The organism is Nonomuraea sp. NPDC050328, from assembly GCF_044459405.1.
Classification (GTDB): Bacteria; Actinomycetota; Actinomycetes; order Streptosporangiales; family Streptosporangiaceae; genus Nonomuraea.
The window spans coordinates 602,576-628,387 of the sequence record NZ_JBITIW010000003.1; the positions used below are offsets into that span (position 1 = coordinate 602,576).

The window sequence follows — 25,812 nt, forward strand, 5'->3', positions numbered from 1 at the left end:
CTTGGCGGCCTCACCCGCCGCCAAGGCCTCCGGGCGGGACCGCACGCTGGTGGAGGGGTCCAGTATGCGGCCCCCCGGAGGCTCATGGGGGGCACCATGCCCGGCCGGCCATCGCCGGCTGTGCCACGCGCACAGCCGTTCCGGCCGGGCAAGGCCTACCGTGACCGGCATGACTTATCGCGTCGCCATGGACATCGGCGGTACCTTCACCGACGTCGTCCGCTACGACGGCCGCACCGGCACGGTGATCGCGTCGAAGGCCCCCAGCACCCCCGGCGACCTCGCGGCCGGCGTCTTCGCCGCCCTCGACCGCGTCGTCGAGGACCCCGCGGAGATCTCCTTCTTCGTGCACGGCACCACCCAGGGCCTCAACGCCCTGCTCGAACGCAAGGGCGCCAAGGTCCTCCTGCTCACCAGCGCCGGCGCCCGGGACGTCTACCAGATCGCCCGGGGCAACCGCGAGCGCATGTTCGAGCTGCGCTACCGCAAGACCCTCCCCCTGGTCCCCCGCGAGCACGTCATGGAAGCCGCCGGCCGCCTCGACTGGCGCGGCGCCGAGCTGCTCCCCCTCGACGAGCAGGCCGTACGGCAAGCCGCCCGCCGGGCCCGCGCGGAAGGCTTCGACGCCGTCGCCGTCTGCCTGCTGTTCGCCTACGCCAACCCCGCCCACGAGCAGCGCGCCGGCGAGATCCTCACCGAGGAACTCGGCCAGGACACCCTCGTCGTCCTCAGCCACGAGGTCGCCCGCGAATGGCGCGAGTACGAGCGCACCTCCAGCGCCGTCCTGGAGGCCTACACCGGCCCCGTCACCCGCCGCTACCTCACCGAGATCGAACAGCGCTTCGCCGCCCGCGGCCTGACCGTCCCCGTGCACGTCATGCAGTCCTCCGGCGGCCTGGTCAACGCCGCCCACGCCCGCCGCCGCCCCCTGCAGACCCTGCTGTCCGGCCCGGTCGGCGGCACCATGGGCGGCGTCGCCGCGGCCCGCCTGCTCAGCCGCGACAACGCCATCTGCGTCGACATGGGCGGCACCTCCTTCGACGTCTCCCTCGTCGTCGGCGGCCGGCCCGACATCAGCGCCGAGGCCGCCATCGAGGGCTTCCCCGTCCTGATGCCCATCGTCAACCTGCACACCATCGGCGCCGGCGGCGGCTCCCTGGCCTACGCCGAAGCCGGCGCGCTCCGCGTCGGACCAGAATCGGCCGGCGCCGTCCCCGGACCCGCCTGCTACGGCCGCGGCGGCACCCAGCCGACCGTCACCGACGCCAACCTCGTCCTCGGCCGCGTCGACCCCGACTGGTTCGCCGGCGGCCTGATGAGCCTCGACACCGAAGCCGCCCGCACCGCCGTCGCCGGCCTGGCCGGCACCCTCGGCATGGACCCGATCCAGCTCGCCGAAGGCATCTGCGACGTCGCCAACGCCAAGATGGCCCAGGCCATCCGCACCATCACCGTCGAGCACGGCATCGAACCGCGCGAGTTCGCCCTGGTCGCCTTCGGCGGCGCCGGCGCCATGCACGCCGCCTTCATCGCCCGCGAGCTCGGCATCTCCGAGGTCGTCGTCCCCCGCTTCCCCGGCGCCTTCTCCGCCTGGGGCATGCTCGAGGCCGACGTCCGCCGCGACCTCACCCACCCGCACTTCCGCGCCCAGGACGACCTCGACGGCCCCGCCATGGCCGCCGAGCTGCGCCGCCTGGAGACCGACGCGCTCGACGCCCTGGCCGCCCAGGGCGTGCCCGGCGACCGGCGCCGCGTCGAGCACGCGGCCGACCTGCGCTACGAAGGCCAGGACTACACCCTCACCATCCCCCTGCGCGACGCCGCCGAGCCCGGCGAACCCGGCTTCCTCGGCGTCCTCGCCGACCGCTACGCCGCCGCGCACACCGCGCGCTACGGCCACGCCACCCCCGAGGCGCCCATCGAGGCCGTCATGCTCCGCACCACCGGCTTCGGCACCTTCCCCAAGAGCGCCCCCGCCGCCGCCCCCTCCCCCGAGGCCGTGGCGCCTGCCGTACGAGAAGTGATCTTCGACGGCCGCCGCCACGCCACCCCCGTCCTGCGCCGCTCCGCCCTCACCGGCGAGCTGACCGGACCCGCCATCATCGTCGAGGAGACCGCCACCACCGTCGTGCCCCCGGGCTGCGTGGCCTCGACCGACGCCAACGGATTCCTGATCATCAAGGTGACCCCATGATCGACCCGGTGACCACAGAGATCATCCGCTGTGCCCTCCTCCAGGCCGCGGAAGACATGAACACCACCCTCATCCGCTCCTCCTACACCCCCGTCATCTACGAGGCCAAGGACTGCGCGGTCGCCCTGCTCGACCGCGAGCACAACGTGCTCGGCCAGTCCAGCGGCCTGCCGATCTTCCTCGGCAACCTGGAGGTCTGCACCCGCCACACCGAGGAGCTGTACGGCGAGCAGGTCTGGCAGGAAGGCGACGTCTGGGTGCTGAACGACTCCTACGTCGGCGGCACCCACCTCAACGACGTCACCGTCTACGGCCCCATCTTCGTCGGCGGCGAACTGGCCGGCTTCGCCGCCTCCCGCGCCCACTGGCTCGACGTCGGCTCCAAGGACCCCGGCGGCTCCATGGACTCCACCTCCATCTTCCAGGAGGGCCTGCGCCTGGGCCCGGTCAAGGTCTACGCCGGCGGCGAGCCCTGCCGCGACCTGCACGAGGTCATCTCCCGCAACGTGCGCTTCCCGCACGCCACCCTAGGCGACCTGCGCGCCCAGGTCGCCTGCGCGATGACCGGCCAGCGCCGGCTGGCCGAGATCGTCTCCCGGTGGGGCCTGGACACCGTCATGGCCGCCCGCGACGAGATCTTCACCCAGACCGAGCGCCTGGAACGCGAGGCCATCGCCGCCATCCCCGACGGCGTCTACACCGCCGGCGGCTTCCTCGACAACGACGGCATCGACCTGGCCACTCCCCTGCCGGTCAACGTCACCGTGACCGTCTCCGGCGACCGGATCGAGGTCGACCTCACCGACTGCGCCGACCAGGCCACCGGGCCGGTCAACTGCGGCGCCGCCCAGGCCGTGGCCGCCGTCCGCGTCGCCTACAAGCTGCTGGTCTCCGGCGAGGTGCCGCTCAACGGCGGCTCCTTCCGCCCGCTGGCCGTCGCCACCCGGCCGGGCTCCATGCTCGCCGCCGAGGTCCCGGCCGCCTGCCAGTACTACTACTCCCACCTCGGGCTGCTCATCGACCTGGTGATCAAGGCACTCGCCCCCGTCCTGCCCGGCAGCACCGCCGCCGCCTCCTTCGGCGACTCGATGATCGTGCAGTTCAGCGGCCTCGACCCGCGCACCGGCAAGCTGTACGTCTCCCAGGAGGCCACCGTCGGCGGCTGGGGCGCCTGGGAGGGCGGCGACGGCGAGAGCGCGCTGGTCAACAGCGTCAACGGCAACCTGCGCGACATGCCCATCGAGGTGCTGGAGACGCTCTTCCCGGTGCGCGTGCACCGCTACGAGATCCGCGAGGGCACCGGCGGCGCCGGGCGGTGGAAGGGCGGTGACGGGGTGCTGCGCGAGTACGAGTTCCTCGGCGACACCTCGTTGTCGTTGTGGTTCGAGCGCTCGGTCACCCCGGCCTGGGGCCTGGCCGGCGGGGCCGACGGCGCGCCGCCGCGGGTCACCCTCAACCCCGGGACTCCGCAGGCCCGGGAGATGCTCAAGGTCAACGCCCTGCCCGTGCACGCCGGTGACGTGCTCCGCTGCGAGTCCGGCGGGGGCGGCGGCTACGGGGCTCCCCCTCGGTGATCGGTTGTGGCGCACCGGCGGCTCCCTCAGGGGCCGGGGCGCCCCAACCCACCCCGCGTGGCTGGGTGGTTGGGTGTGGCGGGGGGGGGGCCGGAGCCGCCCCCCGCGGGGGGGGGGGGGGGCCCGGGGGGGCGGGGCGCCGGGGCGAGGCGGGGGGGGGGGGGGGCCGGGGGGCCCCCCCGGGGTGTGGGTTGGGGCCCCCCGGGGGGCCCCCTCGGGGGCGGGGCCCCCACAACCCACCGCCTTTACATTGTAGATTTCTTGTGCAGGTGGGTGGCCAGCAGCAGCGCCAGCCGGGTCGGCGGGTCGTCCAGGTCGAACCCCGCCGCCCGCACCCGGTCCAGCCGCGTGGTCACCGTGTTGCGGTGCACGCCCAGGCGTTCGGCCGCCTTGAGCGCCCCGCCCTCCTCCAGCACCGCGCGGACCGTCTCGACCAGCGTCCCGTCCTTGTCGACCGCGAGCAGCGGGCCGAGCACCACTTCCGCCGGCGCGCTCAGCACCCCGGCGGGCAGGGCCGCCAGCAGCTCGGCCGGTCCCATGCGGTCGGCCCTGGCCACCGTGCCAGGCCCGGCCACGAAGGCCGCCGCTCGGGCGCCCGGCAACGACTCGGCCAGGGCGGCCGGGTCTGTCACCTGGGCGCCGGCTCCTGCCGCGGCGAGCCACGGCAGGCTGCCGACCGCCCGCTGCAACGCCGCGGCCAGGTCCGCCGGCGGGCGGGCGGACCAGCCGGCCCAGCTCCTGCCTCTGGGCAGCACCGGGACCTCCCCCACTGTGGCGGCGAGGACGGCCCTGACCTGTGGACCGGCGTCCGGCTCGGGTCCGGCGCTCGGCTCGCCGGTGGGGGTGGCAGGCTCGGCCTGGCGGATCCAGAAGGCGGTCACCGGTCCCTGGACCGGCCAGCCGAGCGCCACCGCCCGGGCCCAGGGCTCCTCCCCCGCAGGGGAAGCGGCCGATTCGGGGGTGGACGGCGGAGCTGGGTCCAGGGCGGCGAGGAGGCGTTCGCCCAGGGCGGCCTGGAGGTCGAAGTCCTGGGCCGCGGCCAGCCGTTCGGTGGCCGCCCAGGCCGTGAGGGGGGCCACCGCGAGGCCGAGCACGGTGGCCACCACCGACGGCCAGCCCGCCGAACGGGCCGACCCGGCCGCGACCAGCGTGCCCAGGATGGCGGCGCGTCCCCCCGAGTCCAGTTCGGCGCGCCCGGCCGGGCGGTTCAGCCCCGTCCGGGCGAGTTCGGGGCCGGGCACCGGTACCTCGGCCAGGAGGTTCGCCCGGTCGGGGGCGACCCGGCCGGCCAGGCGCCTGCCGTACCCGTCGACGAAGGCGACCGAGGTGCCCGGCAGTTCGGCGTTGAGCACGCCGAGCACCCGCCGGGCCGACAGGCCCGCCTCGGCGAGCCGGGTGGCACAGCGGGCGACGAGCTGGGTGCGCGCCGCTTCGGGCCGGGCCGCCGCCGAAGCCACCCGTACCGCGGTCACCAGGGGGTCCTCCTCGACGAAGACCAGCGTCACGCCGAGCCGTTCGGCCAGCAGCTCTCCCGACCCGGCGCTCACCGCGCTGGCGGGGGCGATCACGCAGGCCGCCGCCTGCTCCCAGGCCCGCCGCATGGCCATCTCCACCGCCCAGCCGCCGCTGGCCGCCGAGCCGATGAGCACCACCGCCGTGTGCGGCACCACGGTGGACAGCACCGGCAGCTCGTCCACGATGCGCACCTGGTGCACCGGGTTCTCGCCGGTGCCGTACATCGTCGCCCCGGCCAGCGGCCCGGCGTCGACCAGCTCGGCCACCGTGACCGGCGACTCCCATCCGGCCGCCTTCACGGCGTGCCCTCCACGCCGGGCACGCCGAAGGCGCGCAGCCCGCCGAGGGCCCTGCCCCGCTCGGTGTGCCACACCGGCGCCGCCCGCACCACCATGACCTCGACCTCCATGCCCGGTTCCGCCTTGTCCACGTCCACCACCAGCCCGTCCGCCGCGCCGATCAGGCAGATCTGGTCGGGCGCGGTCGCCACCACCGCGCCGTCGGCCAGCGCCAGCACGATCTCGTTGTGCGCCTCCAGCCGCACCAGCCGGCGCAGCCCCTCCGACTCGTGCACCACGATGCTGGAGGGCAGCGAGGGCAGGGCCAGTTCCTCGCCGTGGCCGCTGCTGCCCTCGACCGCCGCGATCGTCCCCCGGCACAACCTCCGCACGCCGTACGGCGCGGCCAGCGAACGCGGCGCGCCCGGCACGCCGGCCTCCAGGAGCCGGCTGACCGTGCCGGGCACCACCACCTCGGCCAGCGTGCGCGCGCTCATCGGGTAGCACGCGGCCACCACCCAGCCGCCCACGGCCAGCACCACCGGCCGGACCAGGTTCTCCACCTCGTCCGGGGCGCTGTCCAGGAGCACCAGCTCCCCCGCCGGACCGGCCAGCGCCAGCGGGGCGGCGGCCACCCCGCCGAGGGTGTAGGTCGTCTGCTCCACCAGCGGGAAGACCCGGCCGCTGCCGTCCCCGTCGACCAGCGGCAGGCCCAGCCCGGCGGCGGCGATCACCGGCAGGAAGGCGTTCTCGGCCGCCACGTTCAGCGGCACGACCGCGCCCGCGCGGGTGCCCAGCCACCGCTCCAGCGCCCGTACGGCCCGCGCCGCCTCATCCCCCGAGGGCAGTTGCTCCCCCAGCGCGGTCGTGGAGCCGACCAGGCTGACCACCACGCACAGCGTCTCCCCCGGCAGGTCGGCGGCCTGGACCAGCTCCACCCCGCCCTCGCCGAGCACGTCGGCGCACCAGTCGGTGACCAGCGCGAACGACGCCTCGGCCGCTCCGGTGGCGAACACCCGCGACCCGGCGGCCAGGGCCGGCAGCGAGGCGCGGTCCACGCCCGTCACGGGGTGGCTCCTTCCGCGACGACGTGCAGCCGGTAGAGCCCGTCGGGCAGGTAGGACAGCGGGTTGACGCCGGTCACCACCACGCGGGCCGAGCCGGGGGCGGCGCCGGCGCTGACCACGCGGGTGAGGGCCTCGTCGCGGGCGTCCTGCAGGGCGCGGTCGAGCTCGGCCTTGCCGCGGGCGCGCACGATCCGCTCCACCCCGGCCCGCGGCCAGGCCAGCACCGCCCCGTACGCGGCGGCCACCTCGGGCTCCGGCACGCCCGGCCCGCCATCGAGCCCGCTCCGCCCGAGGCCCGGCGTGTCCTGCTCAACGGTTGGGAGGAGGGGCGTCCCCTGCTCGTGGCCGGGGGTGAGGGCGGTGAGGCCGCGGTCGCGGCTGGTGGTCCAGCCCAGCCGGCAGGCCAGCGGGTAGCGGCGGAAGTAGTGGGCCGACACCAGCCCCTCCCCGCTGCGGGCGAAGTACACCGGCAGGCCGGGCCACTGCCGGGTCACCTCCTCGGCGAGCTCCTCCGCCGCGGGCCCGAGGGCGGCGTTCCGGATCGTCTCGGCCTCCCGCTCCCGCAACCCCGGCCGGCCGAACTCGTACGACAGCGTGATCCGCGCTCCCGGCACCGCGTCGGCCACCACCGCGGCGGCCTCCAGCTCGTGGTCGGCCAGGGCGGGCGAGCCGGTCGCGGTGATGGCGAAGTCGCGCAGCCCGCACTCGACGGCGAAGCGCCGGACGGCGGAGGTGTCCAGCGGAGCCAGCGCCCGCCCGGTGAGGGTGTGCCCGCCGCGCACGATGGCCGCGGCGCCGCCCGGCCCGACCCGGGGCCGCAGGGAGTCGGGGCAGGCCCCGGCCACCCGGAGCGCGGCCACCGGCGCCTGCCGTACCGCGTCGAGGTCGGCGGCCACGCAGACGGCGCGGTAGGCGGCGCCGTCGGGCGGCGGGTGGTGGAAACGGGCGTCGGAGCGGACGGCGACGAGGGTGTTCGCCGGCCGGCCGAGTGCGACGCCGAGGATCACTCCAGCTCGCGCCCCTCGGTCTCGGGCAGCGGCAGGGCCAGCAGCACCGTGACGGCCAGGAAGGCGTTGATGATCAGCATGGTCGGCGTGAACCCGGTCGAGGCCGCGAGCAGCGCGCCGACCGCGGAGGGCGCGGCGGTGGTGGCGACGAGCTGGGCGGCGGTGGCCCAGGAGTAGCCGGTGCCGCGCAGCGCGGTCGGGTAGAACTCGCCGTTCCAGGTGTTCCAGACGCCCCACGCGCCGAGGCTGAAGAAGGAGAGCACGAAGTTGCCCGCGTACAGCTCCCAGGTGGCCGAGGCGGTGGCGAACCAGAGCCCGCCGACGGCCGCGGCCGCGACGTAGGAGAGGAAGACCTTCTTGCGGCCGAAGCGCCCGGTCAGCCAGGAGGCGCTGACGTAGCCGGGGATCATCATCAGCGCGCTGAGCGCCGCGAAGCCGAGCGAGGCCGACAACGTCAAACCCTTCTCCTGCAGCAGCGTCGGCAGCCAGGTCTGCAGCCCCCAGTAGCCCCAGTTGAAGGCGAAGTTGAGCAGCAGCATCAGCACGGTGATCCGGGCGAGCTTGCCGCGGAACAGGTCGAGCGGGTTGCCGACGCGCTCGGTGGTGACGGTGAAGGTGGCGTCCCAGTCGGGGCTGCCCAGCTCGCGCAGCACCGCGCGGGCCTCGGCCTGCCGGCCGCGGGCGGCCAGCCAGTAGGGCGACTCCGGCACCCAGGCGCGGATGGCGAAGGCCCACAGCCCGGCGGCGGCGCTGGCGATGGCCACGACGTGCCAGCCCAGGTGGCCCAGGGCCAGCGAGGCGCCGATGGCGGCCAGGATGCCGATCGGCCAGCCGATGGACAGGTAGACCGCGGCCTTGCCGCGCTGCCTGGTGGGCAGCAGTTCGAGGAAGTAGGGGAAGGTGATGGTGTAGACGCCCGCCAGCGCCAGGCCGGAGGCCACCCGCAGGGTGAGCAGGACCGGCAGGTTGGGCGCGAAGGCGGAGGCCAGGGCGATCACCCCGTAGGCGACCAGCGACCAGAAGCTGGTCGGCAGCCGTCCGATGCGGTCGGCGATCGGCCCCCAGATGAGCACCCCAGGGATCATGCCGAAGGCCACCGCCGAGAGGACCAGGCCGACGCCGCCCTCGTCGATGCCGAAGGAGGTGCCGAGGTCGTCGGCGACGTAGATCAGCGCGAGCTGCTCCCAGGATTCGATGACGAAAGCGATGAAGAGCGCCAGCGCGATGAGCACGTGCCGCCGGGTGAACGGCATGCGGTCGAAAGCCGCGCCGATGGGCAGCGTCCGCGTGTCTGTGGCAGTCATGGAACTCCTCGGAGGGGGGCGTAGAAGTTGTTGCGACCCTAGGCCCGCCCCCTCGTCCGGCGACTGTGCCAGACGCCTGTCTCGATCACCCGCGGCTGTGCGCCGCGCCCGGTACGGCCAGCATACCCGCAGGTCAGATGGTGTTCTCGTGGACGTGCACGATCAGCCACGCCCCGTCGGCCCGGCGGAGCACCGCGGTCGTCCTGACCAGCTCCGGCGGGCCGTCGGCGAAGTCGATGCGCAGCACGTAGCGCGCGAGGGCGGTCTCGCCCCACACGTCCACGACCTCGTCGAGGGGATGGACGCCGGTCTCCGCCGGCCCGCCGGCGGGCCGCGCGTCCCGGACGGCGTCGAGCTGGGCGCGGCTGGTGATCAGCTCGGGCGCCGCCGAGTCCCAGATGGTCGCCTCCGGGTGCAGGAGCCGGTCGATCCCGGCCCGGTCGCCTCGCGCGTAGGCGTCGTACATGCCGGTGATGACCGCCCAGACGGCGTCGCGAGACATCGCGCCCATCCCTTCGTCGTGCTCAGTCGGACGCGCTCACGTTACCCGGCGGCCTGCGCAGCAGCGTGACCACCCGCATCAGGCTGTCCCCGCCGTACCCGGCGGCGACCGCCTCGGCCATCAGCCGGCGGTGCGGCTCCAGGAAGTCGGTGCGCACGCCCAGCTCCTCGCTGGCGGCGAAGAAGTTGGGGAAGATCAGGTCGTTCATCGCCAGGTTGGACACGTCGGTGGCGAAGTGGTCGCTGTCGACCTCCTCGGCGCCCTCGCGCACGACGCTGAGCATCGCCTGGAGCCAGGTTTCGATGCGCGGGCCGAACTCGGTGGTCTTGATCCCGGCGTTGGAGATCATCGCCAGGGCGTGGTAGACGCCGCCGAACATGCCGTACATGGCGCTGAGCAGGGCCAGGTCGTACAACGCGGCGGTGCCGGGGTCGGTGTCGACGAAGTCGGGGGTGGCCAGGACGTCCAGGGTGGCGCGATGCTCGGCGAAGGCGTCGGCAGCGCCGCTGTAGAGGATCAGCGCCTCACGGGAGCCGATCATCGGCGGGACCGCCATCACGCCGCCGTCCAGGTAGCGGGCGCCGAAGCCGCGGACCAGGGTGTCGAGCTCGCGGGCCTGCTCGGGCGTGCCGTTGGTGAGGTTCACCACGGTACGGCCGGCCAGCGTCTCCCCCATCGCGGCCAGCAGCTCGCCGGCCGCCGCCTGGTCGAGCACGACGAGCACCACGAGGTCGCTCGCCTGCGCCGCCGCCACCGGGTCGGCGGCCCGGCCGGCTCCGGCGGCGACCAGGTCGTCGGCCTTGGCCGCGGTGCGGTTCCACACCGTGGTCGGGTGGCCGGCGTCGAGGAAGGTGCGGGCCACGGCGTGTCCCAGGAGGCCGAGGCCGAGCACTGTCACAGAGGGCTTGTTCATGGGACCCACCGTGCCGGGACGCGCTTCAGGTCCGCTTCGGATCGGCTCCAGGTCCGGCCAGCTCGTGGGCGAGCTGCTCCAGCTCGGCGCCGCCGGCCATCAGCGAGGTCAGCTCCTGCAGCGCGATGTCGGCCTTGGCGTGCAGGCCCAGGCTGGCGCCGCGGTTGAGCAGCAGGAAGCGGTCGCCGACCGGGTAGGCGTGGTGCGGGTTGTGCGTGATGAACACGACGCCGAGCCCGCGGTCGCGGGCCCGCACGATGTAGCGCAGCACCACCCCGGCTTGCTTGACGCCGAGGGCGGAGGTGGGCTCGTCCAGGATGAGGATCTTGGCCCCGAAGTGCACCGCGCGGGCGATGGCGACCGACTGCCGCTCGCCGCCGGACAGGGTGCCGACCGGCTGGTCCACGTCGCGGATGTCGATGCCCATCGCGCGCAGCTCCTCGCGGGCCACCCGCTTGGCGGTGGCGATGTCGAAGCGGCCGAAGGACTTGCGTGGCTCGGAGCCGAGGAAGAAGTTCCGCCAGACCGACATCAGCGGGATCATCGCCAGGTCCTGGTAGACGGTGGCGATGCCGCGGTCGAGCGCCGCCCGCGGGCTGGCCAGCCGTACGGCCTGGCCGTCGAGCAGATACTCGCCGGAGTCGTGCTGGTGCACCCCGGCCAGGATCTTGATCAGGGTGGACTTGCCGGCGCCGTTGTCGCCCAGCACGCAGGTCACGGTGCCGGGCTCGACCAGCATCGACACCTCGCGCAGGGCCAGCACCGAGCCGAACGACTTGCCGATGGCGCGGGTCTCGAGGATCAATGTCTCACCTGCTCGGCGTAGCGGCGCACCAGCCGGTTGGCCAGCGTGGCCAGCAGCAGCATCGCGCCGAGGAAGAACATGAACCAGTCGGCGTCCCAGCCGAGGAAGACGATGCCCTTGTCGGCCATGCCGAAGATGACCGCGCCGATGGAGGCGCCGATGGCCGAGCCGTACCCGCCGGTGAGCAGGCAGCCGCCGATGACGGCGGCGATGATGTAGATGAACTCCTGCCCGATGCCGATGTTGGCCTGCACGCTGGTGTAGCGCAGCGCGAGCATGGAGCCGACCAGCCAGGCGGCGAAGGCGGTCGTCATGAACAGCGCGATCTTGGTGCGGGCGGCGGGCACCCCGACCGCCCGGGCGGCCAGGTCGTTGCCGCCGACGGCGAAGACCCAGTTGCCCGCGCGGGTGCGCATGAGGAACCAGGTGGCGAGCGCGGTCAGGCCGAGCCACCACAGGATCGCCACCCGGAACCCGACCCCGCCGACGGTGATCGTGCCGCCGAACAGGGTGCGGGCCAGCTCGTAGCCGTCGGCCCTGGCCAGGCCGCTGACCTGGACGGTGCCGGTCAGCGCCTTGGTGACGCCCAGGTTGACGCCCTGCAGCATCAGGAAGGTGCCCAGCGTCACGATGAAGCTCGGCAGCTTGGTGCGGGTGACCATGAGGCCGTTGAGGAAGCCGACCGCCAGCGCGACGACCAGCCCGGCCAGCATCGCCAGCCAGACGTTGACGCCGAAGCGGGTGGCCAGGATGACCAGCACCAGGCCGCTGGTGCCGGTCAGCACGCCCGCCGACAGGTCGAACTCGCCGCCGATCATGAGCAGGGCGACGGCGACCGCCATGATGCCCAGCGTGGCCGCCGGGTCGAGCCAGTTGGCGACGCCGGCCACCGAGCGGAAGACCTCCGACTGGGCGGCGAAGAAGGCGAAGACGACGACCGCGCCGACCACCGCCCCGAGCTCGGGGCGGATCAGCAGGCGGCGCAGCGGTCCGGCGTGGGCCAGCCGCTCGTCCACGGCGGCGCTCGTCACCTGGTGCCGCCCTCGGCCAGCTTGGCGATGGCCTCGGCGTTGTCCTTGGTCACGAAGCCGGGTCCGGTGTTGACCGGCAGGCCGCCGCCGACGGTGTTGAGGTTCTTCTTGTGCAGGGTGAGGAAGGTGATCGGCAGCCAGCCCTGCAGGTACTGCTGCTGGTCGACGGCGAACAGGATCTGCCCGTCCTTGATCGCGGCGACCACGTCGGCGGACAGGTCGAAGGTGGCCAGCTTGGCCTGCGAGCCGGAGTCGCGCACGGCGTCGCGGGCGGCGATGGCGACGGCGTTGTTCAGCGCCAGGATGCCGTTGACCGCCTTGTCCGACTGCAGCTTCGCGGTGACCTTCGAGGTGACGTCGGCGAGGTTGGCGATGTCGACCTGCAGCCGCTCGACCGTGCCGCCGAGCGTCTCCTCCGCGCCCTTGCAGCGCTGGTCGAGGCCGACGTTGCCGGCCTCGTGCACGACGCACAGCAGCTTGGTGACGCCGGCCGCCTTGAGCTGCTCGCCCGCGCCGCGCCCGGCCACGTCCTCCGACTGGCCGACGTGGGCGACCGCCCCGAACTCCTTGGAGCGGTCGGCGCCGGAGTTGATGGTGATCACCGGGATCTTGGCGGCGACCGCCTTGCCGATGGCCTCCTTCAGGGCGTCGGGGTTGGCCATGGAGACCACGATGCCGTCGACCTTCTGCGCGACCGCCTGGTCGATGAGCTGCGACTGCTTGCCCGGGTCGCCGTCGCCCTGGTAGGTGACGGTGACCCCGTACTGCTTGCCGGCGGCCTCGGCGCCGTTCTTGACCACGTCCCAGAAGGAGTCGCCCGCGCCGCCGTGGGTGACGACGGCGAAGGAGCCCTGGTTGGCGGCGGGGCTCTGGCCGCCCCCGGCCTGGACGGGCGGCTGCGTCTGGCCGCCGCCGCCCCCGGAACTGCAGCCGGCCAGGACCAGCGAGCCCAGCAGAGCCAGGATGATCGGCGTTCGCTTCACGGCTACCTCCAAGACCGGTGAGTGACCTTGTTCTAACCGCCCGGTCCGCGAAGGTCAATAGTTTGTCCAGACATGAGGACTAATCTGTTAGCTGGCGGACATCAGGGCGATCAGGGCGGGGATGTCGTCCACGACGGCGCTCGGGCGCTGCCGTACCCGGTAGGGGATCTTGTCGGTGCTGGAGGAACGGACGATCACCGTGGTGCCGACGCCCGCCCGCACCCCGCACAGCGCGTCGCGGTCGAAGTTGTCGCCGACGTACCAGACGTCGGCCGGGTCGACCCCGAGCGCGCGGGTGGCGATCCAGATCATCTCCGGATTCGGTTTGCGCACCCCGACCTCGTCGCTGTAGACCTGCAGCGCCACCGGCAGCTCCTGGCGGGCGACGAAGTCGCGGTGCACCGCGCCGCACAGGGCGTTGCTGACCACCGCCACGGGCACCTCGCACGCCGCCAGCAGCTCGCGGACGCCCGGCCGCAACCGCCGCTCCTGGCGCAGCTCGCCCATCAGCCGGCACAACGCGCTCGCCTCGGCCAGCACCAGCTCGCGCGCCGCGGCCGGCCAGTCGGCCGCGACGTAGTCGCCCCAGAACTGGCGATGGGTCATCTCGGCCGGCGCGGCCAGGCGCGACATCGCGTCCTTCCAGTAGCGGTCGGCGTCGGCCCCCGCGCGGATGTCGAGCTCCACCTCCGCCACGTCCAGGTCGAGGCAGCCGGCCCGCGCCAGCCGCCCGTGCACCTCCTTGGCCAGCTCGGCCGGCCAGGAGGGCCGTTTGGCCCCCTCGACCAGCACCCCGCCGAAGTCCAGCAGCAACGCCTTCACAAACGCTTCCCATCCTCGCCGAACAGGTGCAGGTCGGCCGCGCGCGCCCAGCAGCGCACGACCTCGCCGGTCGCCGCCTCGACCGGCTCGTAGGACAACGCGAACAGCTCAGTCTCCTGGATGCGCAACCGGGTGGTCCATGACGAACCCGCCGGGAGCACCGCCTCGACGACCGCCTCCTCGCTCCAGGCGCCGGGTGCGGGCTCGCCCAGCCGCAGCGCCTCCGGCCGGACCCCGACCGTCGCGACCGCTTTATCCGCTATATCCGTGGCGCAGGCGTAGCGCAGCAGTGACGCGATCCCCGGCGTGTCGACCAGGTTCATCGGCGGGCTGCCGACGAACTCGGCGACGAACCGGTTGGCCGGCCGGGCGTACATCTCCAGCGGCGGCGCCACCTGCTGCAGCGTGCCGCCCTCCATGACCGCGATCTGGGTGGCCATGGTCATCGCCTCGAGCTGGTCGTGGGTGACGAAGACGATCGTCGCCCCCGACTCCTCGTGGATGCGCTTGAGCTCGGCGCGCATCTCCAGCCGCAGCCGCGCGTCCAGGTTGGACAGCGGCTCGTCCAGCAGCAGCACCGACGGGCCGACCGCCAGCATCCGCGCCAGGGCCACCCGCTGCTGCTGCCCGCCGGACAGTTGCGAGGGGTAGCGGTCCATGGCGTCCTCGACGTGCACCATCTTCAGCGCCGCCTCCGCCCGCGCCCGCCGCTCCGGCCCGGGCACCTTGCGCATGCGCAGCCCGAACTCGGTGTTGCCCAGCACCGTCAGGTGCGGCCACAGCGCGTAGTTCTGGAAGACGAGCCCCATCTGCCGCTTCTCCGGCGGCACGTAGCGGCCCTGCTCGACCGAGTCGAGCACCCGGCCGTCCACCTCGATCGTCCCGGCGCTCGGCTGCTCCAGCCCGGCGATCATGCGCAGGGTCGTCGTCTTGCCGCAGCCCGACGGGCCCAGCAGGCACATGAAGGCCCCGTCGGGGACGACCAGGTCCAGGTCCTTGACCGCGTGGGCGGAGCCGCCGTAGCTCTTCGACACGCCGCGTAAGGTGATCATTCATCCTCCGAGCCCGGCCGCCAGGGAACTCCTGGTCAGGCGCTGCGCGAGATAGGTCATGGTGAAGGAGACCAGCGCGATCATCAGCACGACCGCGTTGGCGAGCTGGGTGTAGCCGTAGTCGACGAGGTTGATCGAGAGCGTGGTGAGCAACTGGGTCCCGGTCGTGGTCAGCATGATCACGATGCTGAGCTCCTTCAGGCCCGAGATGAACGGCAGCACCACCCCGGTGACCAGCGCCCCCTTCTGGATGGGGAAGACGATGAGCCGCATCCGCGCCGCCCACGAGGCGCCGCTGACCTGCGCCGCCTCCTCGGGCTCGCGGCCGAGCTGCGTCATCGCCGCGATCCCCGAGCGCGAGGAGTACGGCAGATGCGTCACCGCCATCACGATCACCAGCAGGGCCGTCGTGCCGTACAGCGCCGGGACCGGTCCGCGCTGCACGGCGAACAGCGACAGCGACGCGGCGGCGAAGGCGATGCCGGGGATCAGGTAGGGCAGGAAGGACACCTGCCGCAGGAACCCGGCGACCCGGCCGGCCGTCCCCCTGACCACCACGTAGCCGACCAGCAGCCCGAGCACGCCGCAGATGAGCGCGGCGCTGCCGACGATCACCAGGCTGTTCCAGGCCGCCTCCCACAGCTCGCTGCCGCGCAGCACCCCGTGCGGGAAGCCGACCGCGCCCGGCAGGTGCTCGCCCAGCCAGAAGTCGAGGGTGAAGTTGTCGGCCCGCCACACCCCCGGCGTGCGCGTCACCGTGGACAGGGCCAGCGTCCCGACCGGGATCGCCACGCTGACCAGCAGGGTCAGCCCGGCCAGCGCGGCGGCCGGCCAGCGCCAGCGGCGCAGGTCCGCCGGCCGGTCCATCGCGCCCTTGCCGCCCACCGTCACGAACCGGCGCTGCTCGCGCAGCAGGCGCATGTCCACCAGCACGACCAGCACGCCGATGACCACGATCACCGAGGCCAGCACCGAGGCCACGCCCGTGCTCCGGTCGCGGATCGACTGGTACAGGCCGGTCGACAGCACCCGGTAGTCGGCCGGCAACCCCAGGATGTACGGCGTGCCGAAGGTGCCGAGCACGCGCCCCACCACCAGCAGCACCGCGCTCGACAACGCGGGCAGCATCAGCGGCGCGACGATGCGCCGCACCACCGTGGCCCGCGAGGCGCCCAGGATGCGCGCCGAGTCCTCCAGTTGCGAGTCGATGCGCCGCAGCGCGTTGCCCACCAGGAGGAAGACGAAGGGGAAGTAGTGCAGCCCCAGCGTCACGATGATCGGCACCGCCCCGTAGGCCAGCCAGTCGGGCGTGCGGATCCCGGCCGACTGCAGGATGCCCGCCTGCCCGCCGGCCCGCTCGTTCTTGAACAACGTCAGCCACGCCAGCGAGAACGTCCACGACGGCAGCATGTACGGCACGACCAGCGCCCCGGCCAGGAAGCGGCGGCCGGGCACGTTGGTGCGCGTCACCAGGAAGGCCATCCCGCCCCCGGCCACCAGCGCGAACAGCACCGTGCCGACGCTGACCACCACCGTGTTGACCAGCGGCTCCCAGAACAGCAGCCCGCTGATCTGCGAGCGGAACACCCGCCACAGGTAGTAGCCGGTCCACTCGCCGGGCCGCTGGCCCGAGTGCACCTCGTCCCCATACTGGACGCGGAAGGCGTCGGAGATCACCGCGCCGAGCGGGGCCACCACCAGGTACAGCAGCAGGATCACCAGGATCAGGCCCATCGCCGCGGTGGGCTCGTGGCGCAGCACGCGTAAGCGGTAGACCACCCGCCGCCGGATCGGCGGCCGGTCGGTGACCGTCGTCATCTCATCGTCTCCTCAAGGTCCAGGGGGTCAAGTGCTGGCGCACCCGGCTGCCGGCCTTGCGCGCCGCCAGGGCGCAGGCGGTGACCGAGGCCGGGTCGCCCAGCACCCGGCCCACGGTCAGCACCGCGCCCGCCCGCGCGGTGGCGATCTGGGCGCTGACCAGGGCCACGATCCTGGCGCCCGAGGCGCCGCGCAGGTCGTCCCACGCCCGGCGCAACCGGCCCGTCATCCGTGGTTGATCCGCCAGAAGTCCGACACGACCTGCCGGTTCTGGAAGTCGGCCAGGAGCTTGGCCGAGTCGGTGTGGAACAGCTCGCTCTTCCAGTCCTTGAGACCTTCGGGCACCACGAGCGGCTTGACGGTGGAGTTGCCGGAGACGCCACCTTCGGCGATCTCGTGCTTGACGCCCTCCTCGGTCATGATGAAGTGCACGAAGAGCTTGGCGGCGTTGGGGTGCTTGCTCTTGGTGGCGATGGCCGCGTACTTCGGATAGCTGAAGCCGGCGAAGGGCTGCATGCCGGTGCAGGCGGCCTGGGTGTAGCCCTTCTCCTCGTTGTTCCTGAACTTGGAGATGGACATGAAGCCGATCTTGGAGTCCTTGGCGGTGGGGGCGCCGACGGCGCCGGAGATGTCCTCGTCGGAGCCGGTCAGCACGGGCTGGTTGGCCGAGAGCCGCTTGATCCACTCGTAGGCGGCGCTCTTCTCCTTGGTCTCCAGCGGCTTGCCGTACCTGGCCTGGTAGGCCTGCTCGAGCGCCTGGTTGCCGTGCGCGTCGAGCTGCGTGAAGAACGACAGGACGGTCGGCTTGCCGAGCGGGTCCTGCATGACGACCTTGCCGCGCCACTCGGGCTCGGTCAGGTCCCAGACGTTCTTGGCCGGGCAGCCGTCCGGTGACAGCTTGGTGTTGTAGGCGAAGATCGTGGCCTTGGCCAGGGCCATCAGCGGGTTCTGGTTCTCCGGCGGGATGTCCTTGGCCAGGTCGCCGGGGATCCAGGTGTGCACGATCTGCTGGGGCAGGAGCTGGCCGACCAGCACGCCGCCGTCCTCGTACATGGTGGCGTCGATGGTCACGTTGCCGGCGGCGTGCTCGCGGATCATCTTCTCCGCGGTCTCCGGGGAGTCGGACTTGACGCCCTCCATCTGGATCCCGTACTTCGCGGTGAAGGCCTTGGCGACGTCCTCGATGTCGCCGCTGGAGTCGTAGACGGTCACGCTGCCCTCCGCCTTGGCGGCGGCGACGAGCGCCGCCAGGTCGAAGGCGGCGTCCTGGGAGGCGCTGGGCGCGGGCGCCGGGGCGGCGGCCGGGCCCTGGGTGGACGGAGCGCAGGCGGTGGCGAGGACGGCCGCGGTTAAAAGGGCTGGAACGGTGCGCATGAACGGCTCCTTCGAGAGAGCGGCCGGGCCCCCGTTCCGGCTGGCGATGCCTACAAAATGAACGCCAGATGAACCATTTGTCAAGACATAATGACCTTTAGAGGAGCAGCCCACCGGCTGTCAGGACGTGGGTCACGCGCTTGCCGTGGCACCATTCTGGTGCCATTCTGGTGCCATGGATCTCACGCCCTACGTCGACACCATCCGCCGCGAGATCGCCCTCGCCGCGGAAGCCGGCGGCGAGGAGGCGCGCGCCCTGGCCGTCCGGCTCTCTGCCACCGTGGAGTCGGCCGCCCGCCTCGCCCTGCTCGAAGCCCTCTCCGCCGCGGCCGACGAGATCACCCGCGACCTGGCCCCCGGCTCGGTGGACGTACGGCTGCGCGGACGCGACCCCCAGTTCGTCGTGACACCATCACCGCCCACCGCCGGCACCACGCGGCACCACGAAGCGCCGGCCGACGAAGCGCCGGTCCCGGAGGCCGAGGACGGCGCCGTCGTCCGCGTCGCCCTGCGCGTCCCCGAACAGCTCAAGCCCCGCATCGACGAGGCGGCCGGCCGCGAGGGCCTGTCGGTCAACTCCTGGCTGGTGCGCGTCGTCGCCTCCGCCCTCGACCAGCGCACCCGCCGCCGCACCGCCACCCCCGACAGCGGCGCGACCGGCCAGCGGTTCACCGGATGGGTGAGCTGACGTGCCCGTCTACGACACCCCAGAGCCCATCACCGCCGTCGTCGAGGGCGTCTACGGCGCGATCCGCGTCCACGCCGGCCCGCGCACCACCACCGAGGTCCTCGTCCGGCCCGGCAACCCGGCCGACCCCGAGGACGCCCGCGCCGCCGCCGAGACCCGGGTGGAGTTCACCGCCGGCCGGCTCGTCGTCCGGCGGCCCAAGAAGGGACCGCTCAGCCGGCTCATCGGGGCGAGCGGCGAGACCGTCATCGACATCGGCCTGCCCGCGGGCTCCGCCATCGAGGTCGACGCGGCCGGTGAGATCCACACCAGCGGCGAGCTCGGCGAGTGCACGCTGACCTCCTCCTACCACGACGTCCGCGTCGAGCACGCGGCGGCGCTGCGGGTCAGCGCCGCGCACGGCGACGTCTTCGTCGGCTCGGTCGGCGGGACCACCACGATCACCTCCGCCTACGGGGCGATCGAGGCCGGGCGGCTCGGCGGCCACACCGCCGTGAAGGCCACCCATGGCGACGTGCGGATCGCCGAGACCGGCGGCGACCTGCGCGTCCGGCACGCCTCCGGCCTGGTCTTCCTCGGCCGCGCCGGCGGCGACGTGGCGATCAGCACGGCCTACGGGGACCTGCGGGTCGCCGAGGTCTCCGGCGGCACCGTCACTTTGGAGACCAACACCGGTGGCATCGAGATCGGCATCGCCGAGGGCACCGCCGCCTGGCTCGACGTCAGCTCCGGATACGGCACCGTCTCCGTCGGCCTCGACACCGGCGACGGCCCGGGAGTCGCCCTGCGCACCGCCGAGATCACCGCCCGCGCCGGCTACGGCGACATCCGCGTCCGCCGCGCCCGCTGACCCCCCGCTTTCCCATCCCCCAAGAACCTGCTGGTCGCCCCTTCCGATCCCCGAAAGAACCTCCTTCCCATCCACGGATGAACCTCCCGATCCCCCAGGCTCCCGGTCCTCCGGGTTGCCCGACGAAACGAGGTCCCATGCCCGCCCCCGCCATCGCCGTCTCCGGCCTGCGCAAGGCCTACGGCGACAAGACCGTCCTCGACGGCGTCGACTTCGAGGTCCCCGCCGGCACCGTCTTCTCCCTGCTCGGCCCGAACGGCGCCGGCAAGACCACCACCGTGCAGATCCTGTCCACCCTGCTGACCGCCGACTCCGGCCGCGCCTGGGTCGGCGGCCACGACGTGCGCGCCGACCCCGACGCGGTGCGCGCGCTGATCGGCGTCACCGGCCAGTTCTCGGCCGTGGACGAGCTGCTCACCGGCGAGGAGAACCTCCGCCTGATGGCCGACCTGCTCCACCTCGACCGCGCGGAAGGCCGCCGCCGCGCCACCGCGCTGGTGGAGTGGTTCGAGCTCGGCGAGGCGGCCAGACGCCCCGCCGGCACCTACTCCGGCGGCATGCAGCGCCGCCTCGACCTGGCGATGACCCTCATGGGCGAGCCGAAGGTGATCTTCCTCGACGAGCCGACCACCGGCCTCGACCCGCGCAGCCGGCACACCACCTGGCAGATCATCCGCGACCTGCTCAGCGAGGGCATGACCGTCTTCCTCACCACCCAGTACCTGGAGGAGGCCGACCAGCTCGCCGACCGCATCGCCCTGCTCGACCACGGCCGGCTGGCCGCCCACGGCACCCCCGACGAGCTCAAGCGCATGGTCCCCGGCGGCCACGTCAGCCTGCGCTTCGCCGACCCCTACTCGTTCGACGCCGCCGCCCGGCTGCTCGGCCCGGCGCGGCGCGACGAGGCCGCGCTGAGCCTCCAGGTGCCCGGCGACGGCAGCGTCCGCGCGCTCAGGACCCTGCTCGACCGCCTGGACGGGGCCGGGCTGGAGCCCGAGTCCTGCACCGTGCACACCCCCGACCTCGACGACGTCTTCCTGGCCCTGACCGGCCGGCCCGCCCCCGACAAGGAGCCCGCCCGATGAGCACGGTCCCCACCACCGGCCCCGGCGTCCGGCGGCTGAGCCCGCTGGCTCTCACCCTCGCCGACTCGGCCACCATGATCCGGCGCAGCTTCAAGCACGCGCTGCGCTACCCGTCCATGACCATCAGCACCGTGCTGATGCCCGCCTTCATGCTGCTGCTGTTCGTCGGCCTGTTCGGCAGGTCGATGGGAGCCGGCCTGGCCGGCACCGCCGCCGACGGCCTGGAGTACGTCGACTTCGTCGCCCCCGGCGTGCTGGTCGTCGCGGCGGCCGCGGCCGGGGTGGCCACCTCGGTCGCGGTCTGCGTGGACATGACCAAGGGCATCGTCAACCGCTTCCGCACCATGTCCATCGCCCGGACCTCGGTGCTGACCGGGCACGTCGTCGGCAGCGTGGTCCAGGCGATGGCCGGGGTGATCCTGGTCGCCGGCATCGCGCTGGCGATGGGCTTCCGCCCCACCGCCGGAGTCCTGGAGTGGCTCGGCGCGCTGGGGCTGCTCACGCTGCTGTCCTTCGCGCTCACCTGGCTGTCGGTCGCGCTCGGCCTGCTGGCCAAGAACCCGGAGGGCGCCAGCAACACGCCGCTGCTCTTCCAGCTCCTGCCCTTCCTCGGCAGCGCCTTCGTGCCCACCGAGACGCTGCCGTCGGCGGTACGCTGGTTCGCCGAGTACCAGCCCTTCACGCCGATCAACGCGACGCTGCGGGGCCTGCTGCTCGGCCTGCCGGTCGGCGACAACGCGATCATCGCCGTCGCCTGGTGCCTCGTCCTGGCCGTGGCGGGGTACGCGTGGTCCAAGATGTTGTTCAACCGGCGCTAGCCCTACTAGAACGGAATCATTCGTTCCCTTATAGTGGACGGCATGACCAGCCCACCCATGAGCGGCCGCAAGAAGCAGGCCGCACGCAACGACGAGCTGATCCTGCAGGCCGCGCGCACGGTGTTCACCACCGATCCGGGAGCCCCCATCTCCGCCGTCGCCGACCGCGCGGGCGTCGGGATCAGCGCTCTCTACCGGCGCTACCCCAGCAAGGACGCGCTGCTGCAGAAACTCTGCTCCGACGGGCTGCAGCTCTTCCTCAAGGCCGCCCGCGAGGGCCTGGCCGTGGACGACCCCTGGGAAGGCTTCGCCACCTTCGTGCGAGGCGTGGTCGCCTACGACAGCCACTCGCTCACCATCGCCCTGGCCGGCACCTTCCCGCCCACCGAGGACCTCTTCCGCGACTCCCAGCTCGCCTTCCAGCTCAGCGCCGAGGTCTTCGAGCGGGCCCAGCAGGCCGGGGTGCTGCGCCCCGGCCTGGTCGTGGACGACCTCGCGATGGTCTTCGAGCAGCTCGCCTCGATCAAGCTCGGCGACGCCGAACGCATCGCCGAGCTGCGCGAGCGCTACCTCACCCTGATCCTCGACGCCCTGCGCAACCCCCCGGCCGTCAGCCCGCTGCCCGGCCCGCCGCCCACCGCCGCCGAGATCGGCCAGCGCTGGGTCTACACCGGCTGATCCGGCGTCCTGGCCAGCTCCCACAACCGCTCGAACTGCCGGAACCAGTAGGCGAACCAGCGCGGGTGGGCCTCCTTCGTCAGCTCCAGGTGCATGCGCGCCACGATCGACTCGTTGCGCACCCCGTGGAACTCGACGATGACCCGCCCGTGCCTGGTCCTCGGGTCGATCAGCACGAGGCTGAAGCCCGGGTTGAAGCCCAGCAGCCGGTAGGCCACCCGGTCAGGGTCGCGCATCCGCTCCAGCCGGCCCAGCGTGCCGGCCAGGCCCTCGCGCAGGCCCTGCACCTGGTGCTCCTCCGAGCCGTCGAGCTGGGCCTCGGCCAGCCGCAGCCCCTCGGCCGCCTCCGGGTCCAGCACGATCACCTGCAACGAGCCGCCCCGCTTGGCCAGCAGGCCGTTCCACAACATCTGGCAGTTCTGGGCCGACAGCAGGTTCACCCCGGTCGGCGCGTAGATCCGCACGTCCTTGGCCTTGCCGAACAGCTGCGACAGCGGCTCGCCCTCGAACGACAGCCGGTCGGCCGGCCGTACGGCGTCGCGGTCCAGCCGCTCCGGCGGCAGGGTCAGCCGGTAGACCAGCAGCGCGATCCCGCCCAGCACCACCGCCCAGCGCAGGTTCTCCGAGAGGACGTCGTCCACCGCCGTCACCACGGCGCAGACGAACGCCGCCGCCGCCAGCGCGTAGGCCTCGAGATTTCTGCGCTGCACCAGATCAGTTCGAAACCGCCGGAACAGCCCCACCGCGCCTCCCTCGGCTCGCCCCACCTCCATTCTGGGCGGGCCGGCCCTCGCGCGGGCGGTGTTCTAGGGGGCTTCCTCCCCGGCCAGGTCCAGCACCCGGCGGGCGCGCGCGACGACCGGCGCGTCCACGAAGCGCCCGTCGGCGAGCGCCACCGCGCCCCGGCCGGCCGCTTCGACGATCTCGCGGGCCCTGGCCACCTCCTCCGCGCTCGGGCGGAAGGCCCGGCAGATGACGGGGAGCTGGGCGGGGTGGATGGCGGCCCTGCCGTACAGGCCGATGGAGCGCCCGCGCACGCACGAGGCGAGCAGGCCCTCCTCGTCGCGCACGTGCGGGTAGACCGACATCGGCACCGGCGGCAGCCCGGCCGCCGCCGCGGCGAGGATGACCTGCAGCCGCAGGTGATCGAGGGCGCTCTCGGCGGTGATGGACAGCTCGGCCGCCAGGTCCTGCTCGCCGAGCGCGATGCCCGCCACGCGCGGGTGCGCGGCGATCGCCGGCGCGGCGAGCACGCCCGCCGCCGACTCCACCAGCGCGTACAGCGGCGTCTCCCCCGGCAGGTCGAGCGCCCGCGGCGACTCCACCTTGGGCACGCGCAGCCCGTCGGCGCCCGCCCCGGCCAGCGCCGCCACGTCGGCCCGCCCGCGCTCGGTGGCCGGGTCGTTCACCCGCACGTGCACGGCGGGCCCGCCCTCACGGGCGGCGAGGTAGGCCAGCGCGTTGGCCAGGGCCTCCGCCTTGCGCTCGGCCGCGACCGCGTCCTCCAGGTCGATGATGACCACGTCCGCCCCGGACCCGGCGGCCTTGGCGAACCGCTCGGGCCGGTCCCCCGGCACGTACAGCCAGGTCAGCGGTGCCACGCTCACGCGATCACCCCGTCGGCGCGCAACGTCGCGACGGCCTCGGCGGCGTAGCCGAGCTCGCCGAGGATCTCCTCGGTGTGCCGTCCGTGCGGCGGCCCCGCCCACCGCACCTCCCCCGGCGTCTCCGACAGCCGGAACAACACGTTCTGTACGGTCACCGAGCCGAGCTCCTCGTCGGGGAGCTCGACGAAGGTGTTCAGCGCCTCGTATTGGGTGTCAACGGCGATGTCCTTTACATTGTAGATCGGAGCCACCGCCGCCTGCGCCTCCTCGAACCTGGCGATGACCTCCTCGGCGTCCCGCTCGGCGATCCACGACCCCACGGCCGCGTCCAGCTCCTCCACGTGCGCCACCCGCCCGCTGCCGGTGGCGAACCACGGCTCGGCCACCAGGTCGGCCCGCCCCACCAGCGTCACCACCCGCTCGGCGATGCTCTGCGCGCTGGTCGAGATGGCCAGCCACCGCCCGTCGCGGGTGCGGTAGGTGTTGCGCGGCGCGTTGCTGCTGGAGCGGTTGCCGGTGCGCGGCGGCACCACGCCCAGCTCCTTGTAGGCGGTCATCTGCGGCCCGAGCAGCCCCAGGATCGGCTCGATGATCGCCATGTCGATCACCTGGCCGCGTCCGGTCGCCTCCCGGGCGTGCAGCGCCACCATGATCGCGTAGGACATCGCCAGCCCCGCGATGCCGTCGGCCATGGCCAGCGGCGGCAACGTCGGCGGCCCGTCGGGCTCCCCCGTCATCGCCGCGAAGCCGCTCATCGCCTCGGCCAGCGTGCCGAACCCCGGCCGCGAGGCCATCGGCCCGAACTGCCCGAAGCCGGTCATCCGCGCGACCACCAGGCGCGGGTTGAGCTCGTGCAGCACCTCGGGCCCGAGGTTCCAGCGCTCCAGGGTGCCGGGACGGAAGTTCTCCACCAGCACGTCGGACTCCACCGCCAGCCTGCGCAGGATCTCCTGGCCGCCGGGCTGCGACAGGTCGACGGCCGCCGTCCGCTTGTTGCGGCCCAGCGTCTTCCACCACAGGCCCACGCCGCGCGAGGAGGGGCCGTGCCCGCGCGCCGGGTCGGGCCGCCGCGGATGCTCGATCTTGACCACGTCCGCGCCGAAGTCGCCCAGCAGCATCGCCGCCGAGGGGCCGGCGAAGAGCGTGGCCGCGTCGATCACCCGGATACCATCCAAAGCTCCCATAGTCTTATATCTTATAAGATGTGCCCGCACCGATGAGCAAAGCCGACTACGTCTACTCCGTGCTCCTGGAGGAGATCCGCACCGCGCGCCTGCCCGGCGGCACGGCCCTGCGCGCCGCGGCCGTCGCCGAGCGGCTGGGCGTCTCGGTCACCCCGGTCCGCGAGGCGCTGCGCCGCCTGGAGCAGGATCGGCTGATCAGCTACGAGCCGCACCACGGCGCCACCGTCGCCGACCTCACCGGCGAGGCCCTGGAGGAGTTCTATGGCGTGCGCGCGGTCCTGGAGGGCTACGCCGCCCGCCGCGCCGCCACCCGGCTCACCCCCGCCGACCTGGAGCGGCTGCGCGCCCTGCACGAGTCGATGCGCGCGGACCTGGCCGCCGGCCGCCTGGAAGCCCTCGGCGGCCGGAGCGAGCAGTTGCACCTGGCCCTGGCCGACATCGGCGGCCCCGCCTTCCTCGGCCGGCAGATCCGGGCGGTCCGCGACACCGTTCCCGTGCGGCCCGGCGACTCGCTGTGGCTCGACCCCGCCCTGGCCGCCGACCTGCTGGAGGCGCACGAACGGCTGCTGGCCGCGCTGGAGGCGGGCGACGGGGCCGCCGCCGAGCGCGTCATGGTCGAGCACGTCGAGCAGGGCGGCGCGCACCGCACCGGCTAACCGGCCG

Annotated in this window: 25 protein-coding genes; 8 read left to right on the plus strand and 17 right to left on the minus strand. The window is 73.3% G+C overall.

Features of this window, described 5'->3' with window-relative positions:
• Window positions 1–169 precede the first annotated feature (169 nt).
• Window positions 170–2,194, plus strand: coding sequence for a hydantoinase/oxoprolinase family protein (locus ACIBG7_RS14275; protein WP_397336435.1), 2,025 nt, complete (start codon window positions 170–172; stop codon window positions 2,192–2,194).
• A complete protein-coding gene (locus tag ACIBG7_RS14280; protein WP_397336436.1) occupies window positions 2,191–3,768 on the plus strand; it encodes a hydantoinase B/oxoprolinase family protein in 1,578 nt (525 codons plus the stop codon). Before ACIBG7_RS14275 ends, ACIBG7_RS14280 begins: the two co-directional genes overlap by 4 nt.
• Before the next feature lie 245 nt (window positions 3,769–4,013).
• On the opposite strand, the gene ACIBG7_RS14285 is transcribed toward ACIBG7_RS14280, so the two are convergent.
• From ACIBG7_RS14285 to ACIBG7_RS14350, 14 genes are all read right to left on the minus strand, one after another.
• Window positions 4,014–5,582: a PucR family transcriptional regulator gene (locus ACIBG7_RS14285; protein WP_397336437.1), complete on the minus strand. Its 1,569-nt coding sequence runs from the start codon at window positions 5,580–5,582 to the stop codon at window positions 4,014–4,016.
• Window positions 5,579–6,628 carry a DUF917 domain-containing protein gene (locus ACIBG7_RS14290; protein ID WP_397336438.1) on the minus strand — a complete coding sequence of 350 codons (1,050 nt, stop codon included), beginning with the start codon at window positions 6,626–6,628 and terminating at the stop codon, window positions 5,579–5,581. Before ACIBG7_RS14290 ends, ACIBG7_RS14285 begins: the two co-directional genes overlap by 4 nt.
• Window positions 6,625–7,635 carry a hypothetical protein gene (locus ACIBG7_RS14295; protein WP_397336439.1) on the minus strand — a complete coding sequence of 337 codons (1,011 nt, stop codon included), beginning with the start codon at window positions 7,633–7,635 and terminating at the stop codon, window positions 6,625–6,627. Before ACIBG7_RS14295 ends, ACIBG7_RS14290 begins: the two co-directional genes overlap by 4 nt.
• Window positions 7,632–8,939 carry an MFS transporter gene (locus ACIBG7_RS14300; RefSeq protein WP_397336440.1) on the minus strand — a complete coding sequence of 436 codons (1,308 nt, stop codon included), beginning with the start codon at window positions 8,937–8,939 and terminating at the stop codon, window positions 7,632–7,634. The genes ACIBG7_RS14295 and ACIBG7_RS14300 overlap by 4 nt, the downstream gene beginning before the upstream one ends.
• A gap of 133 nt (window positions 8,940–9,072) precedes the next feature.
• Window positions 9,073–9,441 (minus strand): nuclear transport factor 2 family protein, encoded by a 369-nt coding sequence (locus ACIBG7_RS14305; protein WP_397336441.1) that lies wholly within the window; start codon window positions 9,439–9,441, stop codon window positions 9,073–9,075.
• Window positions 9,442–9,463: 22 nt separating this feature from the next.
• Window positions 9,464–10,354 (minus strand): NAD(P)-dependent oxidoreductase, encoded by an 891-nt coding sequence (locus ACIBG7_RS14310; RefSeq protein ID WP_397336442.1) that lies wholly within the window; start codon window positions 10,352–10,354, stop codon window positions 9,464–9,466.
• 25 nt (window positions 10,355–10,379) lie between these two features.
• On the minus strand, window positions 10,380–11,159 hold the full coding sequence (locus ACIBG7_RS14315; RefSeq protein WP_357930855.1) for an ATP-binding cassette domain-containing protein: 780 nt from the start codon (window positions 11,157–11,159) through the stop codon (window positions 10,380–10,382).
• Window positions 11,156–12,190: an ABC transporter permease gene (locus tag ACIBG7_RS14320; protein ID WP_357930858.1), complete on the minus strand. Its 1,035-nt coding sequence runs from the start codon at window positions 12,188–12,190 to the stop codon at window positions 11,156–11,158. The genes ACIBG7_RS14315 and ACIBG7_RS14320 overlap by 4 nt, the downstream gene beginning before the upstream one ends.
• A complete protein-coding gene (locus ACIBG7_RS14325; RefSeq protein ID WP_397336443.1) occupies window positions 12,187–13,173 on the minus strand; it encodes a sugar ABC transporter substrate-binding protein in 987 nt (328 codons plus the stop codon). Before ACIBG7_RS14325 ends, ACIBG7_RS14320 begins: the two co-directional genes overlap by 4 nt.
• Before the next feature lie 87 nt (window positions 13,174–13,260).
• Window positions 13,261–13,995, minus strand: a complete 735-nt coding sequence (locus ACIBG7_RS14330) for an HAD family hydrolase (protein WP_357930864.1) — start codon at window positions 13,993–13,995, stop codon at window positions 13,261–13,263.
• Complete coding sequence (locus ACIBG7_RS14335; protein ID WP_397336444.1) at window positions 13,992–15,047, minus strand: ABC transporter ATP-binding protein; 1,056 nt, start codon at window positions 15,045–15,047, stop codon at window positions 13,992–13,994. The genes ACIBG7_RS14330 and ACIBG7_RS14335 overlap by 4 nt, the downstream gene beginning before the upstream one ends.
• The gene (locus ACIBG7_RS14340; protein WP_357930871.1) at window positions 15,048–16,865 is read right to left on the minus strand and encodes an iron ABC transporter permease; all 1,818 of its coding nucleotides are present in this window, start codon (window positions 16,863–16,865) and stop codon (window positions 15,048–15,050) included.
• 1 nt (window position 16,866) lies between these two features.
• Entirely contained in the window at window positions 16,867–17,094 is a 228-nt protein-coding gene (locus tag ACIBG7_RS14345) for a hypothetical protein (protein ID WP_397336445.1), read from the minus strand.
• Window positions 17,091–18,239, minus strand: a complete 1,149-nt coding sequence (locus ACIBG7_RS14350; protein WP_397336446.1) for an ABC transporter substrate-binding protein — start codon at window positions 18,237–18,239, stop codon at window positions 17,091–17,093. Before ACIBG7_RS14350 ends, ACIBG7_RS14345 begins: the two co-directional genes overlap by 4 nt.
• 175 nt (window positions 18,240–18,414) lie before the next feature.
• Here ACIBG7_RS14350 and ACIBG7_RS14355 point away from each other — a divergent pair, with 175 nt between their 5' ends.
• From ACIBG7_RS14355 to ACIBG7_RS14375, 5 genes are all read left to right on the plus strand, one after another.
• The gene (locus ACIBG7_RS14355; protein WP_397336447.1) at window positions 18,415–18,927 is read left to right on the plus strand and encodes a hypothetical protein; all 513 of its coding nucleotides are present in this window, start codon (window positions 18,415–18,417) and stop codon (window positions 18,925–18,927) included.
• Between the two features lies 1 nt (window position 18,928).
• Window positions 18,929–19,777, plus strand: a complete 849-nt coding sequence (locus ACIBG7_RS14360; RefSeq protein WP_397336448.1) for a DUF4097 family beta strand repeat-containing protein — start codon at window positions 18,929–18,931, stop codon at window positions 19,775–19,777.
• 137 nt (window positions 19,778–19,914) lie between these two features.
• The gene (locus ACIBG7_RS14365) at window positions 19,915–20,862 is read left to right on the plus strand and encodes an ATP-binding cassette domain-containing protein (protein WP_357930884.1); all 948 of its coding nucleotides are present in this window, start codon (window positions 19,915–19,917) and stop codon (window positions 20,860–20,862) included.
• Window positions 20,859–21,680, plus strand: coding sequence for an ABC transporter permease (locus ACIBG7_RS14370; RefSeq protein WP_397336449.1), 822 nt, complete (start codon window positions 20,859–20,861; stop codon window positions 21,678–21,680). Before ACIBG7_RS14365 ends, ACIBG7_RS14370 begins: the two co-directional genes overlap by 4 nt.
• A gap of 42 nt (window positions 21,681–21,722) precedes the next feature.
• The gene (locus ACIBG7_RS14375; protein ID WP_357930887.1) at window positions 21,723–22,358 is read left to right on the plus strand and encodes a TetR/AcrR family transcriptional regulator; all 636 of its coding nucleotides are present in this window, start codon (window positions 21,723–21,725) and stop codon (window positions 22,356–22,358) included.
• Here the strand turns inward: ACIBG7_RS14375 and ACIBG7_RS14380 are convergent.
• From ACIBG7_RS14380 to ACIBG7_RS14390, 3 genes are all read right to left on the minus strand, one after another.
• Window positions 22,346–23,068, minus strand: a complete 723-nt coding sequence (locus tag ACIBG7_RS14380) for a hypothetical protein (protein WP_357930888.1) — start codon at window positions 23,066–23,068, stop codon at window positions 22,346–22,348. The genes ACIBG7_RS14375 and ACIBG7_RS14380 overlap by 13 nt on opposite strands.
• A 96-nt stretch (window positions 23,069–23,164) precedes the next feature.
• A complete protein-coding gene (locus ACIBG7_RS14385; RefSeq protein ID WP_397336450.1) occupies window positions 23,165–23,965 on the minus strand; it encodes an HpcH/HpaI aldolase/citrate lyase family protein in 801 nt (266 codons plus the stop codon).
• The gene (locus tag ACIBG7_RS14390; RefSeq protein ID WP_397336451.1) at window positions 23,962–25,149 is read right to left on the minus strand and encodes a CaiB/BaiF CoA transferase family protein; all 1,188 of its coding nucleotides are present in this window, start codon (window positions 25,147–25,149) and stop codon (window positions 23,962–23,964) included. Before ACIBG7_RS14390 ends, ACIBG7_RS14385 begins: the two co-directional genes overlap by 4 nt.
• Before the next feature lie 32 nt (window positions 25,150–25,181).
• Between ACIBG7_RS14390 and ACIBG7_RS14395 the strand changes: the two genes are divergently transcribed.
• Window positions 25,182–25,805, plus strand: coding sequence for a GntR family transcriptional regulator (locus ACIBG7_RS14395; protein WP_397336452.1), 624 nt, complete (start codon window positions 25,182–25,184; stop codon window positions 25,803–25,805).
• Window positions 25,806–25,812 lie beyond the last annotated feature (7 nt).